The 15,939-nt window shown below is 38.2% G+C and carries 15 protein-coding genes; 9 read left to right on the top strand and 6 right to left on the bottom strand.

Annotated elements, in window-relative coordinates; translation table 11 throughout:
- Nucleotides 1-59: 59 nt before the first annotated feature.
- Nucleotides 60-992 carry a bifunctional GNAT family N-acetyltransferase/hotdog fold thioesterase gene (locus DPX34_RS09825; RefSeq protein ID WP_111978252.1) on the bottom strand — a complete coding sequence of 311 codons (933 nt, stop codon included), beginning with the start codon at nucleotides 990-992 and terminating at the stop codon, nucleotides 60-62.
- A gap of 83 nt (nucleotides 993-1,075) precedes the next feature.
- Here DPX34_RS09825 and DPX34_RS09820 point away from each other — a divergent pair, with 83 nt between their 5' ends.
- Together DPX34_RS09820 and DPX34_RS09815 are read left to right on the top strand one after the other, a co-directional pair.
- Entirely contained in the window at nucleotides 1,076-1,714 is a 639-nt protein-coding gene (locus DPX34_RS09820) for a spermidine synthase (protein WP_232824702.1), read from the top strand.
- Between the two features lie 342 nt (nucleotides 1,715-2,056).
- Entirely contained in the window at nucleotides 2,057-2,263 is a 207-nt protein-coding gene (locus tag DPX34_RS09815) for a cold-shock protein (RefSeq protein WP_111978250.1), read from the top strand.
- 102 nt (nucleotides 2,264-2,365) lie between these two features.
- Here DPX34_RS09815 and glnE read toward each other — a convergent pair whose 3' ends face one another.
- Nucleotides 2,366-5,278 (bottom strand): bifunctional [glutamate--ammonia ligase]-adenylyl-L-tyrosine phosphorylase/[glutamate--ammonia-ligase] adenylyltransferase, encoded by a 2,913-nt coding sequence (gene glnE, locus DPX34_RS09810; RefSeq protein ID WP_111978249.1) that lies wholly within the window; start codon nucleotides 5,276-5,278, stop codon nucleotides 2,366-2,368.
- Nucleotides 5,279-5,436: 158 nt separating this feature from the next.
- Here glnE and DPX34_RS09805 point away from each other — a divergent pair, with 158 nt between their 5' ends.
- The 7 genes from DPX34_RS09805 to DPX34_RS09775 all read left to right on the top strand — a co-directional run bounded on the left by DPX34_RS09805 (nucleotide 5,437) and on the right by DPX34_RS09775 (nucleotide 11,495).
- Nucleotides 5,437-6,468 carry a hypothetical protein gene (locus DPX34_RS09805; protein ID WP_232824701.1) on the top strand — a complete coding sequence of 344 codons (1,032 nt, stop codon included), beginning with the start codon at nucleotides 5,437-5,439 and terminating at the stop codon, nucleotides 6,466-6,468.
- A gap of 18 nt (nucleotides 6,469-6,486) precedes the next feature.
- Nucleotides 6,487-7,389 (top strand): DUF350 domain-containing protein, encoded by a 903-nt coding sequence (locus tag DPX34_RS09800; RefSeq protein WP_111978248.1) that lies wholly within the window; start codon nucleotides 6,487-6,489, stop codon nucleotides 7,387-7,389.
- 61 nt (nucleotides 7,390-7,450) lie between these two features.
- Nucleotides 7,451-9,148, top strand: a complete 1,698-nt coding sequence (locus tag DPX34_RS09795) for a polyamine aminopropyltransferase (protein ID WP_111978247.1) — start codon at nucleotides 7,451-7,453, stop codon at nucleotides 9,146-9,148.
- Nucleotides 9,149-9,292: 144 nt separating this feature from the next.
- On the top strand, nucleotides 9,293-9,706 hold the full coding sequence (locus DPX34_RS09790) for a YjfI family protein (protein WP_111978246.1): 414 nt from the start codon (nucleotides 9,293-9,295) through the stop codon (nucleotides 9,704-9,706).
- A 14-nt stretch (nucleotides 9,707-9,720) separates the two neighbouring features.
- The gene (locus DPX34_RS09785; protein WP_111978245.1) at nucleotides 9,721-10,404 is read left to right on the top strand and encodes a PspA/IM30 family protein; all 684 of its coding nucleotides are present in this window, start codon (nucleotides 9,721-9,723) and stop codon (nucleotides 10,402-10,404) included.
- A gap of 116 nt (nucleotides 10,405-10,520) precedes the next feature.
- A complete protein-coding gene (locus DPX34_RS09780; RefSeq protein ID WP_111978244.1) occupies nucleotides 10,521-11,165 on the top strand; it encodes a hypothetical protein in 645 nt (214 codons plus the stop codon).
- 3 nt (nucleotides 11,166-11,168) lie between these two features.
- Nucleotides 11,169-11,495, top strand: a complete 327-nt coding sequence (locus tag DPX34_RS09775) for a hypothetical protein (RefSeq protein WP_111978243.1) — start codon at nucleotides 11,169-11,171, stop codon at nucleotides 11,493-11,495.
- 158 nt (nucleotides 11,496-11,653) lie between these two features.
- Here DPX34_RS09775 and DPX34_RS09770 read toward each other — a convergent pair whose 3' ends face one another.
- From DPX34_RS09770 to DPX34_RS09755, 4 genes are all read right to left on the bottom strand, one after another.
- Nucleotides 11,654-13,003 (bottom strand): DUF4397 domain-containing protein, encoded by a 1,350-nt coding sequence (locus DPX34_RS09770; protein WP_111978242.1) that lies wholly within the window; start codon nucleotides 13,001-13,003, stop codon nucleotides 11,654-11,656.
- A 217-nt stretch (nucleotides 13,004-13,220) separates the two neighbouring features.
- Entirely contained in the window at nucleotides 13,221-13,994 is a 774-nt protein-coding gene (locus DPX34_RS09765; RefSeq protein WP_111978241.1) for a glycosyltransferase family 2 protein, read from the bottom strand.
- Nucleotides 13,995-14,062: 68 nt separating this feature from the next.
- The gene (locus DPX34_RS09760) at nucleotides 14,063-14,815 is read right to left on the bottom strand and encodes a glycosyltransferase family A protein (RefSeq protein WP_111978240.1); all 753 of its coding nucleotides are present in this window, start codon (nucleotides 14,813-14,815) and stop codon (nucleotides 14,063-14,065) included.
- 2 nt (nucleotides 14,816-14,817) lie between these two features.
- Nucleotides 14,818-15,591 (bottom strand): glycosyltransferase family 25 protein, encoded by a 774-nt coding sequence (locus DPX34_RS09755; RefSeq protein ID WP_111978239.1) that lies wholly within the window; start codon nucleotides 15,589-15,591, stop codon nucleotides 14,818-14,820.
- Between the last annotated feature and the right edge of the window lie 348 nt (nucleotides 15,592-15,939).

Below are 15,939 nucleotides of genomic sequence, written 5' to 3'. Positions count from 1 at the left end.
TCTTTATTCTTTATTCTTTATTAAAAATTAAAACCACGTCCTTTGGGCGTGGCTTCAATTTATTGATTTGGCTCATTGGCAATTTGAGGTATAACGGTTTTTGGTAATATGACATAAACACCAAAAAATTCAGCTACGGCCTTATCTTCATCCATAATACTGACTTTTAAACGCAATCTGACTTTACGTCCTCTCTTTAAACCTTTTAAATCACCTTCAACAGAGCTTAGATGGCAAAGAGCTCTGGGTACACTCGTGATCGGTTTGTGATAATGAATGTTACCATCACCTAATACAATTTCACCTTCTAGGCCTTTTTCTTTTAACATCAGATGGATTAAGCCCCAGCCGCTTAATGTTGCTAGCGAATAAATCGAGCCGGCGAACATGGTGCCATGCAAATTTAAATTAGCGTTGAGTGCCGCTCGTGTTTCTAATAAATAGCCTGTGAATTGGTATACTTTTATCCCCATTAAATGCGCAACGGGGATCTCTTTATCCCAAATTTTTTGTAATTCTTCACACCATTTAGGATGACGTAAAAAGTGCGGTTTGTCCGGAATGGTTTTGATCATCTGACAACGATCAACACCACCTTTTTCTTGTGGCGCTTCCCCACTGACTTCATAGCCGCATTTTTCATAAAAGCCGATAGAGTCATCTCGGGCAAACAGCGTAACACGTTGAACGCCCATTTTTTTGGCGGCTTCTTCTAGCGTTGTCATGATCAAAGAGCCTAAACCTTGATTACGTTTATTGGCTTTAACCGCGGTATGACGGATTTGTACCTCGTCTGAAGAGTTCAAATGTAAACGCGCAACGGCAATTATCTCACCTTGTAAATCAACAACCATGCGATGTTCTGCTAAATTGTCGTATTCATCTTTCTCTGAACCCTCGGGCAAGCCCAAAGGTTGACGTAACATTTGCCAACGAAATTGGTAGTATCGTGCAAGATCTTCTGCTGTTTTTGGTGTAATTATTCGATACATGAGTAAAAGCGTGCTTTAATTGTTTTATCTATCAATTGAGATTAAACGCTTTATTTGTGCTTGTCGACCTGAAAAAAAGTTTAGTGCCTGACTCATTACTCGCCATGAAAATTGAAAGTAGTGCTCAGTGGCAGGTTAATCAAAATGTGCAATACCGTTGGTTAACGCTAAATGGGACGGTGCAATCTGTTATGGGCTTTGCTGATCAAGCTGAACTCTTGTTTCCTCATCAACAACCTTTAATTCCATTGCTGTGTGAATTACCGCTTGATGCCAGTGTGTTAGAAGTTGGGTTGGGCGGGGGAAGTCATTTTCGTTATCTTAAAACGTATTACCCCCAGTTTAGCTATAAAGTGGTTGATCCGAGTTTGGCGGTGTTACAACTGTTCCAAGATCATTTTAACCCTGATGAGCATAAAATACATTGTGTACTCGACACCGGGTTAGCTTATTTAGAACAAAGCTCAGCAAAATACAATTTGATCATTAGTGATATATACAGTCAGCAAGCCTCTAGTATGAATTTACTAACTCGTGCTTATTGTCAGCAGATCTGCCAGCATTTAGCGGTTGGTGGTTATCTGTATATTAATTTTATGCCTGAAACGCGCTTTGAACTCAATTTATTGCAAGCACATTTTTCAAGTTTAAATTTAACATTAATTAAAACTCAAGAAATAAGTGGTTATAGAAACTGTATTCTTATTTATCAACATGATTAACTCGATGTTAATACAGGTAAGATAATGATAAATATAGATTTATACGGTAAATAAAAGTGTCATGTTTTTTGAGTTTACAAGTTAATAATGTGGTTTATACTTTTAGTTGCTGGTACAGAATACAGCAACTTAAGTTATAGCAGTTTCGATGACATTTCTGGATATCGCCGCTTGTTTAACCCTAAGTAGTATCTGCATCTTTCAGCACATCATCGATCTGGCGTTACGCCATCGATATACATAATAATATGTCTAAGTGAGTTCAATGTTAGTTTTAGCGTTTTTTCGCTGTTAAGCTGCGCCAATTGAATCACCTTAGCTTTAAAATAACGGAGTTATAAAATGGCGACAACAACAGGCCGTGTAAAATGGTTCAATGAGAAAAAAGGGTTTGGTTTTTTAGAGCGAGATAGTGGAAATGATGTTTTTGTGCATTTTCGCGCGATCACTGGCACTGGTTTCAAAACGTTGAACGAAGGTCAATCGGTTGAATTTGAAGTTGAAGACGGTCAAAAAGGGCCTCAAGCGGTTAATGTAAAACCGTTATAGCATCTGCCACTCTACGTTAATGACGTAAATAAAAATAGGTTGCTTAAATAGTCAGTTAAGCAACCTGTTAATTTTATTGAGTCTTTTACTTATTTAATATTTTCATGTGTTTTCTAAAATTGATTGCCAAACTTTAATCACACTTTCTCGTATTTGCTGAAAGGCTTGTGCCTCTGTTATCACTTCTTGCTGCGCAAGTGCAAGACGATGGCCTTTATTACGTAATGTTAGATAGCTTTCGATTAATGTTTCAGCTTGTTCTGGGCTGATTATTTGGTTTTTTTCCGCTGTTTCTAATATACGTACATTGTCTGACCACTGTGTTAATGCCGGGTGGTGCTCGCTATAATTGAGCACTAAGTATTGGGTAATAAACTCAATATCGGCGATCCCGCCTGTGTCTTGTTTTATATCAAACTCTGTTTCTGTGCCTTTAGCTAAATGTTTACGCATTTTGTCGCGCATTTCGGTTACTTCTTTTTGTAACTGATGCGATTCTCGCAGCATGCAAAGTATTCGATGACGCACATCATTTAATGTTTGGGCTAGATTTTGATCACCGGCGACACTTCTACAGCGCACGAGTGCTTGATGTTCCCATGTCCATGCATCATTTTTTTGATAGTCTTCAAAGCCTTGCACTGATGTGACTAATAAGCCTGAATTACCTGACGGACGTAGACGCATATCGACTTCATATAAAATGCCTGAGTGTGTTCGTGTCGCCATTAAATGAATCATTTTTTGCGCAAAGCGAATGTAAAATTGTGGAATACTAATGCTGCGAGCACCGTTATTATCGCCCGTGGTATTGGTGTTGATGTCTTGATTATGTACAAAAACCATATCGAGATCACTACCGTAACCTAGTTCCCAGCCACCAAGTTTGCCGTAACCTAATATCGAAAAACCTTTATCATTCGTGTTGCTTAAATTTTCGGGGTTTCCGTGTTTAGCGACCATAGGTTGCCAAGCCAAATGCATTACTTGATCTAATATGGTTTCGGCTAGCCAGGTTAAGTGATCACTTACTTTCATCACAGGTAATATCCCACTGACATCAGCGGCTGCAATTCGCAGTTGTTGCGTGTTTTTAAAATGTCGAAGTGTTTCCATTTGTAATTCTAAATCGTCAGGCTCAACTCTTAATAACTTTTGACGCAAATCATCGGCATATTGTGCTTTGTTATAAACTTTGTAGAGTTGTTCAGGATCGATCAATTCATCAAGTAATACAGGATGTTTACAAAGCTGCTCAAAAATCCAAGGGCTGGCTTCGAGTAGCTTGATGAGTTGGTGACAAGCTTTGGCGTTTTCTTGTAATAATTCTAAATACGTTGTGCGTGTTGAAATCGCCGATATAAATTTAGCAACCCGTGATAGAGTCATTTCGGGGTGATCGTAGTTGAGTATTTCGTCGATTAGCCAAGGCATTAAGCGATGTAAAACGTCTCGACCTCGCGGGCCAATATGTCGTTTATCGAGTGTCTCTTTCGCCTGAATAATCTGCTCTGCAATGGCTACATGGTTTAAATGCGAATGAGTGTGTTCTATATGTTCTTGAATCGTTTCTGGTTTAACGCCGTCAAGCCAGTAATCAAATTCTGCTTCATGTTCGTGTTGGGTTTCGGGGTCGGCAATCACAGATTTAAAGACTTGATGCACTTTAGCTAATTGTGCAGTGAGTTCGGTATAAAAATCGGAGTAATGATTAAAGCCACAAACGATCGCAAGGCGTAGCTGATCGTGCTCATCGCTGGGTAATGTTTGGGTTTGTGCATCGTTTAATTCTTGTAAAACATGCTCTGTTTTACGCAAAAATGCATAAGCCGATAATAATATGTCTACCTGTTCGCTGGGGAGTTCACCACCGAGTGCGATTTGCTTTAAGGCGGCACGAGTTGAATGTAATCTAAGGCTAGGATCTTGACCGCCGCGAATCAGTTGAAAAGTTTGCGCGATAAATTCAATTTCACGGATCCCGCCCGCCCCAAGTTTTATATTGTCTTGTAGCCCTTTACGTTTAACTTCTTGGCTGATGAGTTTTTTCATTTTTCGTAATGAATCGATGGCAGAAAAATCGATATATTTACGATAAACAAAGGGGCGGTAGAGTTGCGCTAATTCGTTATAAGTTGGGGTTTTATACCATTGCTTAGACGTTATTATTTTGGCTTTGATCATGGCGTAACGTTCCCAATCACGACCTTGAGACTGATAATAATCTTCTAACATGGCAAAGCTCATGGCGAGAGGCCCTGATTCGCCATTAGGTCGCAAGCGCATATCAACTCGATAAACAAACCCGTCCATCGTTTGTTGGTTTAGGGCCGCGATCAGTTTTTGCCCTAACCGGGTAAAGTAGCTTTGATTATCAAGCTCTTTTGTACCGCCTTGGGTGTAGCCCGAGTCGGGGTAACAAAAGATGAGATCAATATCGGATGAAAAATTGAGTTCGCCGCCGCCGAGTTTGCCCATACCCAGTACATAGAATGCTTGCTCTTCACCTGCAGCATTGGTAGGTTTCCCCCATTTACTTTGGTAGTGTTGATAAAGCCAATTTAACGTATACGAAATTAAAAGTTCAGCTAAGCCTGAGATGTGTTTGAATGATTCATCTAATGTTGCTTGACCATTGAGATCACGCCAAGCAATAATGAGCATTTGTTCGCGTCTAATTTGGCGAATGAGCTTTCGTAATTCATCTTCTGTCGTAATTTGTTGCAGTTGAGTGCTTAGCTCTTGTTCAATGTCGGCTAAGCGTTCTGATGACAGTGTATTATTGAGTAAAGGTATTAAACATTTATTCGCTTTTATGCAAGAATCCGCTATAAATTGACTCATTGAAAAATGCCATTTGAGTAAATCTATTTGTGAAGCGGGTAAGTTTAAAAATGCGGGGTGAGCTTGAGTTAATGCTTGCCAAGGCAAGTCGGCTTGCGATTGTAAAGTGGCTGGTAATGCTGACCATTGGGTAATACTCGGTCGCCATTGGGTGTTATCCGTTATCGTCATAGTTAGCGCTCAATTTTCATTTTATAAAATACACGACATTGTGTAGTGTTGGAGAGTAATTTGTATTGCTTATAAATTACTTATTAGTAGAAGCTTAGGTATACTCAATAAAAATAATAGCAAGTATTTTGAGTTTTTTTAAAGGGAGGTCAATAGCATTGCCAGTATTTAAATGGTTAATCATGTTTTTACCCGTATTTGTGCTTTTAGGTTGTGGTGATCCATTGCAAGCTAAAATAGAAACACAGATCGAATTAGTAGACATGCAAATAAAAAAATTATCACAGCGATTATCAGATGGGCAAGTTCGTAATGCTAATCTAATTCGTGATTACGCCTCGCAATTGCAGATACTCCGTCCGGAGTTGAAAACAATTACGCAAGAATTAGCGAAAGATAGTGGTCTAAAAGGTCCGCTTTATACTAATTTAGTTGATCGCTTCCAAGTGGCTAAGCACAACCCGGCTGCTTTTAGCGTACCTGAAGAACGTTTACATGAGTTAGAGAACTTGTACCAAGCGGCGAGCCCTGAATTATTTAATGACGTGTTATCAGATCCGTTAAATGTATTAGCGGATTTGAGTGAAGGCAAACTTGCTCGTGTTAATGCGATTAGTCGTGAAGCCAGCATAAAAGCCAATGGCGCAGCCGATTTTGGTGCGGGTAGTCAGCTCGTTGGTAATCCGGCTTATGGAAATTGGCGCACCGATAATTCAGGCATGTCTTTTTGGGAATGGTATGGCATGTATGCGTTGATTAGTAATGTGGGTGATATGTTTGATTCTCGCCGCCGCATTCATTACAGCGATTGGTCTAGCCGCCGAGATTATAGTTATTACCATGATTATGGACGCTATCGTTATTCATCGCCTGGACAAATAAAAAAGCAAGTGCAAACAGAACAACGTGTAGCTAAAAATTACCGAGGCAAGGGTCAATTTAAAAGTGCGTATGCCACCAGTAAAACGGGGGCGAGTCGAGTGTCTTCTAGCAGTTTAACTTCGCAGCGAGCGGCTAAGTCGTTTCAAAGTGCTTATGCTAAGCCTTCAACTTATAAAAGTACCGCGCCTTCGACTAAGTCGACTTCAACATACAAATCAACCACTAGCCAAAAGTCTAGCAATTTTGCTAACAACTCGAGTTTTCGAAGTAGCAAAAGTAGCTCGCGTGGTGGCTTTGGTGGAAAATAACAAGAATAGAGAATCATAATGAACATTTTTAACGAACATTTTTATATCAGTCCTGAATTACTCACGCTATTAGCGATTGACTTGGTCATCGCTGTTTTATTATTGACGGCAGTGCGCTACTTAGCGGGTTTATGGATGGGCGTGAATACGCGTGATGAATTATCACAAAAAGATAATTATGCCTTTGGTATTAGCATGGCGGGTAGTGTTGCCGGCGTGGGTATTGTTTTAACGGGCGCTATCACGGGGGAAACAGCTAATAGCTATATAACTGAAGCGGTGGGAGTGCTGAGTTATGGGGTATTAGGAATCGCGCTTATTAAATTAGGCCGTTTTTTGCATGATAAAATAGCCTTGAATGAATTTGATAAAAATACGCAAATTAAGCAAGAAAACATGGCTGTCGCTATTGTTGATGCCGCGGCGACAATCGCGACGGCTATCGTGATTCGAGCCGTATTGTTATGGGTAGAAGGCCTAAATATGTATACGGTTATTGCCGTTATTTCTGGTTTTGTAGTAGCCCAAGCTCTATTAGTTGTTGTGACACGCCTGCGTGAAAATTTATATGCTAAATATAATCAAGGCGACTCATTACAAGAAGCGTTGAAAGGTGGCCAGGTTGCACTTGCTTTACGTCATGCTGGGCATCTTATTAGTACGGCCTTAGCGGTTAAAGCAGCAAGTTATTTCTTAGTTTATGAACCTACGGCTATCGTGACTAATTTGATCGGTTGGTTTGTTATTTCGATTGCGATGGCGCTTATTATGTTTTTAATTAGTCGTGTTGCTAAGGCCGTTTTATTAATGGGAATTAATACGGCTGAAGAAATTGATCAGCAGGATAATATTGGTCTTGCAGCGATTGAAATGGCCGTAATGATATCAATTGCCTTGCTTTTAGGCGCACTAATGGCTTAGTCCAATTTACGGCATTCAATTATAGATGAATGCCGTCTTTTCTATGAACAGAGTTTCTTCCATGTTTTCACCTTCTGCTAAAACCCAATTATTTATTAAAGATGCTTTGCTCATTGGTGTCATGGCCATGTTAGCTGGCTGTGGTTTAGTTTATGAGTATTTATTATCGCACTATGCCGGACGAGTATTAGGTGCGTTTGAATCTGCTGTTTTTACAATGATTGGTTTAATGATTGTTTCAATGGGGGTGGGGGCTTTTGCCGCACGCAGCATAAAAGATCCTTATAAAGGGTTTATATGGTTAGAGATTATTATTGCGGTACTGGGCTCTAGTTCGGTTTTGATTATCGCCGCTATGATAGGTTGGACTTATACGTTACCGCAAATTTTAGCTGATACGTTTGGGATCCCGCCTGATGCCATACCAATGGGCGGCTGGATGGGCAAGCTCAATCAATTATCGATGAAATTACCTTATGTAGCTGGTGTTGCATTAGGCTTATTCATCGGGATGGAAATTCCACTTATAGCTCGTGTACGTGAGCGGCTTTATGGCGAGCATCTTGATCACAATGCCGGCACTATTTACGGTGCTGATTATATAGGGGCTGGTGTTGGCGCGGCTATATGGGTTGGCCTACTCATGAGCATGGAGATTAGCAGTGCCGCCGCATGGACCGCAAGTGTGAATGCGTTAGCTGGGCTCATCTTTCTATTTTTGTTTTGGAAACATATTAAATACCGCAGAATACTACTGGTATTACATTTTGGTTTATTTGCTTTAATTGTGTCACTTGGTTTACAGGGTAAAACATGGTTGCAATCATTTACTGATGCACTCTATAAAGATGATGTTGTGTATCAGCAGCAAACACGTTACCAGCAATTGGTGTTTACCGAGCGTAAATTAGGTCCAGAAATAAAACCTGTTTATCACTTTTATCTTAATGGTCGGTTGCAATTTTCTAGTCAGGATGAGTTTATTTATCACGAAATGTTAGTTCACCCAGCCATGGCGGGATCAGCACGCAAAGATAACGTTTTAGTCATTGGTGGTGGTGATGGTTTGGCGGTGCGAGAGATTTTAAAGTGGCAACCTAAGCATATTACTTTAGTGGATTTAGACCCCGATTTAATCACTTTATTTAAACAGCCCGAAACACGGTTGCCTGCTCGCTTAGCTAATGATATTAACCATTTAACACAAGGCGCTCTTGCGGATCCACGTGTTAATATTATTTTTGAAGATGCGTTTATCACCGTTGACTCTCTGCTTAAACAACATAAAACATATGATGCGATCATTGTTGATTTACCTGATCCTAATCATCCTGATTTAAATAAGCTTTATTCACGCCATTTTTATTTAAGGTTGAATCAGTTATTGAGTGCGGATGGTATGTTAGCGATCCAATCAACATCGCCTTATCACGCTAAAAAAGCTTTCTTAGCGATCGGTAAAACGGTAAAAGCGTCCGAGTTTAAGTATGTATCGCAGTATCATCAAAATGTACCAAGTTTTGGCGAATGGGGGTGGACATTGGCGAGCAAATTACAATCACCGCAAGATAAGTTAAAACAAATAACCATGCCGGAACAAACAGAATGGATCACACCTGAACTCTTGCAAGCTGCTTTTGTATTTCCGCATGATTACTACCAAGAAATTGAACAGATAAAAGTAAATGATTTGGGTAGCCATGTTTTGTATAAATATCATTACCAAGCATGGCGGCAACAAATAGGCACCGCTTTTTAAAGCGAATAGCTTTGTAAACAAAGTAAACTTATTATTTTAAAATGAATGACAAAAAAAGTTTGACATATTATGTCTTGGTGCTATCTTAATACCCATGACATATTATGTCTTTGATGTTGAAATCAATAACAACTGAGGATAGTTATGAACATTCACACAATTGCGCAGTATTTAAATGACTTGGGCGATAAATCAAATTCCGGTTACAACTTCGATTGCCAGCCTATTTCGGGTGAGGTCGATGTTTTACAAGTTACGGTTGAAGGACGTGAAGAGTTACCTATTTTTGTATCGGTAACGGATGATCAGGTTTTATGTATCACTTACCTTTGGGGCGAAGATGAGGTTATAGAAGGCAAGCGTAGCCAAATGCTTGAATCTATGTTGGAAATGAATATTCCAATGCCGCTTTCATCATTTGCCAAAGTCGAAGAGAAGTATGTTGTATTTGGTGCGCTATCAATTAATTCATCAATGAGTGACATTGAGCACGAATTGTTAGTCCTGAGCGAAAATGCACTTGATGTTATTGATGATATGTCAGAATTTTTAAAATAATTGGGGAATAAACGATGAGTATATTTAAGAAAATTTTAACAGCGATACGTGGCGGTGCTTCTGAAGCTGGCGAAGCGATTATTGATGCCAATTCAACACGCATCTTTGAACAAGAAATTCGCGATGCAGAAAATCATTTAACCAAAGCCAAACGCGATTTAACTGATGTAATGGCTAAACAAATGGCGACAGCACGTGATGTTGAGCGTTTAAAGCGTGAAGTGGCAGAGCATGAAGGCTATGCAACTCAAGCATTAGAAAAAGGCAACGAAGCCTTAGCGCTTGAAGTGGCAGAAAAAATTGCAGCGCTTGAATTTGAATTAGCCGATCAACAAACGGCACATGATCAATTTTCGGCGAGTGTGGTTCGCTTAAAAGATTTAATTAAGAAATCTGAACGCCAAGTGACTGAATATAAGCGTCAGTTAAGCATGGTGAAAACGACGGATAGCGTGCAAAAAGCAACGGCTGCTATTACTGACAATTTTGTCTCTGGTAACAGCAAATTACTTAACGCTAAAGAATCGCTTGAGCGCATCAAAGCTAAGCAGCAAAATTTTGATGACAGAATGCAAGCATCAGAAGCCTTGCAAGCTGAATCTGGCGATGCGTCATTAGAAGCTAAATTGAAAGATGCGGGCATTGGTTCTCAACAGTCTGATGCGAGTGCAGTGCTCGCTCGCTTGAAGAAAAAGTAACCACCATTAGCGAATAGCGTATGTTGGATCGTATTTTAGATAAAATATGACTGTAAAATTAAAGCCCCAATTATATATTGGGGCTTTGTTGTATCTGTACATTGAAGGAACTTGAGATGGGATTTTTAAAAAGTTTGTTTTCGGGGCGCGATAAAACCGAAATTCGTCATGTAACACATGTTAGTCAATTACGACAAGGTGATGCCGTAGAGTTTAGTGATTCATTTGCTTTACCTGAACTTTTGCGTAAGCAAACTTTTGTCATCGAAAGTGTAAATACGTATCAATATGAGCGTAGTGACAGTATTGAATATGTTTTACAAGGTAATACCCCCGAAAAATTATTTTTGTCTTATGAAAAAGATGATGATGACGGTCTAAATATTAGTTTAAAGGTGAATCGAGATTCTGTTGGCGCTTTATTTGATTTAAACCAATTTGGTTTGATGTTTGAAAATGATTCACGCATAGAGTTAGCGTTACAAGAGGAATTAACTGAGTTTTCGAATTGGGTTGCGCCGGTTTATTTTCAGCATGCTGCTGCTGTGCGAGGGTATTTTTACAAACAAGACTTTAGACCTGCTAAACCGCCAGAGCATGACGACCGACAGAGCCTTGCTTTTGATTATTTTGGTTTATCCAGCGCCGATGAAAAGTTTTCTGTTGATGTTGAAGTGTGGGAAGACGGCGAAACCGATGTCATATTAACCATTCATCGACCTGTTACCGACATTATTGGCCTGTATCCAGGAGAAAAGTAACTGATGTCGGATAAAAGCCAAAAAGAAAAATGGGCCAGTAGTGCCAAAGCGATAAAAGCGACACAAGTGGCTTTTGATATGGATGAAAAATTACAATATGTTATTCGGCGGCAAGCGCTAGATGCGGGGGTTGGGCCTGCTGAGCAAATTCGCAGTATTTTAAGTTTACCGAATAACAAACGTCCAAAACGACCTCGTTTGACGGTGTCTTTAACGCCAGCTGATTATATTTTATTGGCGGAGCGTTATGGTTTAGTTGCTGAAGACCAATTAGAAATTAAGCGCCGAGTGATGGATGAATTGATTGCCTATGCAGGTCAAGAGTTATAACTTGATATGTTAGCAATATAAAATCGAATGGATTAACTCTAAAACGCCGCGTATTTCGCGGCGTTTTGTTATTGGAAAATACTATTGACTAACCAATACAGATACCCATTATTCTCGACAGTTGGTATGAGTTATCAACTCAACAGATTTAATTGAGCTTATTGTTTATTCAGGGTTAATGAATATTCACCGGTAGTAGGCTCTTCAATCGTTAAGAATAAATGGCCTGAATCCTCATCGAAGGTAACGCTTTCTTTCAATAACAATAATCGACTTTCACCTTGGTCCACGGTGATGAAAATATCGAATGTTGAATTGGGTAAAATAATATTTTTAGCCGTTGCGAAATTATTAGATAACGATCGATATTCAGCGGTATCAATTGTTTCACTGCTGCGAACAAAAAATAGATCAAGTGACGCGTACTCAGGTAAAAAGTTAATTATTTGTACACTGTGATCATACAAACTTATTTGCTTGTTGTTATTAAGCATAAAAGTTGAAAGCCCGTCATCTGTATCGTCGTATACAAAAATGGTTTTATCGTTGTTTGCATTTAACGTGATCAAATGGTTTTTGAGTAGCACGCTGTCGTTTGCCGCATCGGTAATATTTAAACTGTAATCACCATAGGCCAGAGAGTGGCTTTCACTTAAACCGCTTGTTGGTAAAGCAGCGACTTCTGGTGTGTCGTCTATTGTATCAATATAAGTATTAATTGATTTATTAACTAGGCCATTGTAAAGGCGGTAAGCACCGCTTGAATTAATATCATCAAATGATAATACCGTGGACGATTGTGAAATGCGATCAAGTGAATAGGGTGATTCACCTGGGCCTGTGTTAGGCATAATCGAAATTATGTATTTAGTGTTATAAGGAAATTCAATTGCATCCGTTTCAAATAACACAACATCAGAACCGGCTGCCGTAATATAAAATTTATAATCGTCTGTTTCATAATGAAATGAATCGGATAAAGCTTGCACAGTAAATGAACCTTGTAGCGTTGCTTCAGCAAAGCTATCGGTACCCGCTGACATGTATAAATCTAAACTGCTGTTGTCTTGCGCGGTTAAATTTAAAAAACGTAAGCTAAATACATCGTCAAGTGTTTCATTACCGTAGTTATAAGTCAGCACATCGGGTTGATTGATGTCTCCCGTAACAACAAGTAGTTGAGTTTGATCGCCTGAAATAGTGATTGTTTGAGTATTAATGCTTTCTAGGCTGTCATCACTGTCTTGCCATAAAACTTCGACTTCATAACTACCCGAATCATATTCATAATAAGAGCTTGTATCACCATAGGGGCTACCCGCTAAAACAGAATCATCCACTTGTAAATATAGAGTGGGTGCATTGGTTGATGCATTATACAATTGCAAGTAACCCGATGTGCCACTTTCTGTACTATCGTCGCTACAAGCGCTTAAAAAAGTAAAACAAATGAGAGTGACTAACCATCGTAGACCATGACGTTGAATATTGTGGAACGGTTTAAACATGTAAAAATCCTCTGAATTTTAAAGCCTGAGCAAGCTTCAGCAATGAAGCTCTCTGGCGGTTTCAGGGGGAGTAGAACATGATTATTAAAAAAAGTTCGGCCGCTTAACATTTCTTAACACTACTTTACGGCTTCTACTGAAAGCGTTACAAAATCAATATATTGTTAACAATATTATGGGTTGATTAATGGGTTTATTTGTTAGTAAATATTGGTTTTTATATATTTTTGTTTTTATTTTCGATATTTTGTTGGTAATGCTCGTAAAGTTTTGCTTCTTTGATAAACGCATAATAAGCGCCCATGACGGCTAAAATAAAGCCCCTTCGACCTGAAAATAATTTTCTTTGGAGGATGTATTCTTTAAAAAAAGTCAGAGGTAAAACGAGCAAAAGTTTAAGGTTCGAAAAAGATTTTCTTTTTTGAAATTTTTCTTTTGCTTTTAGCGAAGAGTAATTGTTATTTTTTTCTGTAATTGATTTGATTGAACCATAACCATAGTGATCAAAACATTCATTGATAAAAACTTCCTTACCATTAACTGTTGCGCTTTCATGCGCTAATAGGCTTTGATCGAAGTGGGATTTTGATTTTTTATAAAATCGGTGATTATTGGGTTTTTTACTGTAATTTGAAAGTGGCTTACCGATAAAAATATCGTTTCGCCACAATCTAACACTATCAGCGGTATCATTTAGCATTATTTGATGGAGTTTTTCAATTATTTCATCATTAATTGCTTCATCACCATCTAAGTTTAGTACCCATTCATTTTGACAAAGTGACATCGCATATTGTTTTTGTTTTGAATAGCCAAGCCAATCTTGATGGTAAATCTTGGCTCCATATTCTTTAGCTATGGCGAGTGTATTGTCTGTGCTGCCAGAATCTACAAGAATAACCTCTTCCATTCTTTGCACGCTTTTAAGTGTCTTTTCTAGGTTTTCTTGCTCGTTTTTTGTGATAATAAATACACTAATCGGGAGTTTCATTAATTACCTTTAATTTATCTATTTATCTATTTAGCTTTTATAGCTTACAAAGAGTAGAGTGGCTTAGGCTAAACTTTAAATATTTTTAAAATGTTAGCTTTAACTTTTCTTAATTGTACCGAAGTGTCTTTTGCCCATTTTGATTTATCAAGTTTGTATCTGATACCTCGGTGGTCTCCAATATGCTTTACCGAACCATGTTCTAAAATAGCCGCTTTAAAATCTAGCTTAAAATATGCTTCACTAACGGTTAATTCGCCAGTATATTGAGAGATAGGGGCTAATATTTTGTAATCAGCTAGACGTCGAAGGCCAGGATTGAAAGTGAATCCATGCCAAGGTGCTGATTTTTCACGTCTTTTATGATTTCTCTGCATTATTTGATAAGTTAAACTGCCGTCAGATGTCGTAAATTTTTCTGCTTCAATGGCATGTTCATTGGTATCATTTTGTTCTCTTAACCAGACGGTAATTATTTTCTCATCGGTATCTAAAACAGAGAATGATCTTTCAATAAAACCAGGTTGATAAAACTCCCAGTCATCTTCACAATGAAAAATATACTCAGAGGTTACAGCAGAATAAGCTCTATCTATGCTTTTCATTTGGCCTAATTGAGGATCGTTAAAAAGGTGGGTAAATTCAATATTAGGAAATTTATTTAGGACTTTTTTTAATTTATCAACGTTATGACTATCTTCAATTATAATATATTGTGAGATAGGGTATGTATTATATTCAATAAAGCTGCGTATTGTGTCTTCAAGAAGGTCAAATCGATTGCAGCTTGTAATAACTAGTGATACTGATCTAGTTGTCATTTTTAGTCCTTAGAATCATTGTTTTTTGTTTGTATAGTTGGTAATTGAGGTAATCTGTACTGAGCAAGTAATAACTTGCTTTCAAATTTTATTTTAAGCCATAATTTAGCGAACGGGCGTTTAGGCTCAGACAGTCGAGCTTTTACATTATTGATTTCACTACCAAAATCTCCATTTAAAACAGGAAAGGGACGCACTACAAATACCTTTAATGATTTCTCAAACCAGTGCTGTATATCTACATCTACAGGTCTTGCAATGGGGAATGCATGAGCTAATAATTTTTGAGCTCCAGATTGAGAAACAAATTGGCCTGTTGTTGTTGATGGTAATTTTAAACAAGTATGTAAGCTTAGATTATCGCCTAAAGCCAGTGTGTTCTTCACAGTCTTGGTTTTACTGCCATGCGATAATTTGATGTAGTCCCAATTTTGCGTTAATGTTTGTATTTTTTGTATGAATAACGGTATGTTTGTGGTTAAAATCGCATCATCCTCTAAGATTAATGCAAAATCTAGTTTGTTATCAACTACTTGTTGCCAGCAACTTACATGACTTAGATAGCAGCCAATTTCCCCATCGTTTAATTGTTTATCATATTTTTGTTTGTTAACGTTGGGGTTGTAATATCTAGCTTTTTCACTTGCGGGTAATTCGCTTCCCCTGACTGCATCAACACGATCAAATCGAAGACCTAAAGCATCGCATTGTTGTTTTATTTGGGCTAAACGTTCGGTGCTTGAGGGTAAATTTATTATGAATATCTTGTATTGCATGAATGTCGTATTGTCGTTTGTTGTTGACTATGAATGCTATATTATCATAGCGGTGTTTTTCGAATAGCTTAAAATTAATTTTTCATTGAAAACTTTAGTTAAATTTAAATGATATAGATAAAAATGAAAGGAGTATCTGATTTGATCGTTTTCGGATTGTGAAGTTAGTAAATCAAACTCACGAAGTAAATATTACAAAGGGCGTGCAATATGAGATTGTCTTGATTAGTTCCAAGAAAAATACAATCCCACTTTTAATAATAGACTAGTGGCTTAGATATTTACTATTACAAAGTAATTGGTTCCTTCCTTCTTGATCAATATTTCCTGCACCTTTTGTTTAAAACT

The organism is Algibacillus agarilyticus, assembly GCF_003286125.1.
Classification (GTDB): domain Bacteria; phylum Pseudomonadota; class Gammaproteobacteria; order Enterobacterales; family Alteromonadaceae; genus Algibacillus; species Algibacillus agarilyticus.
This window is presented reverse-complemented; position numbering and strand designations above follow the sequence as displayed.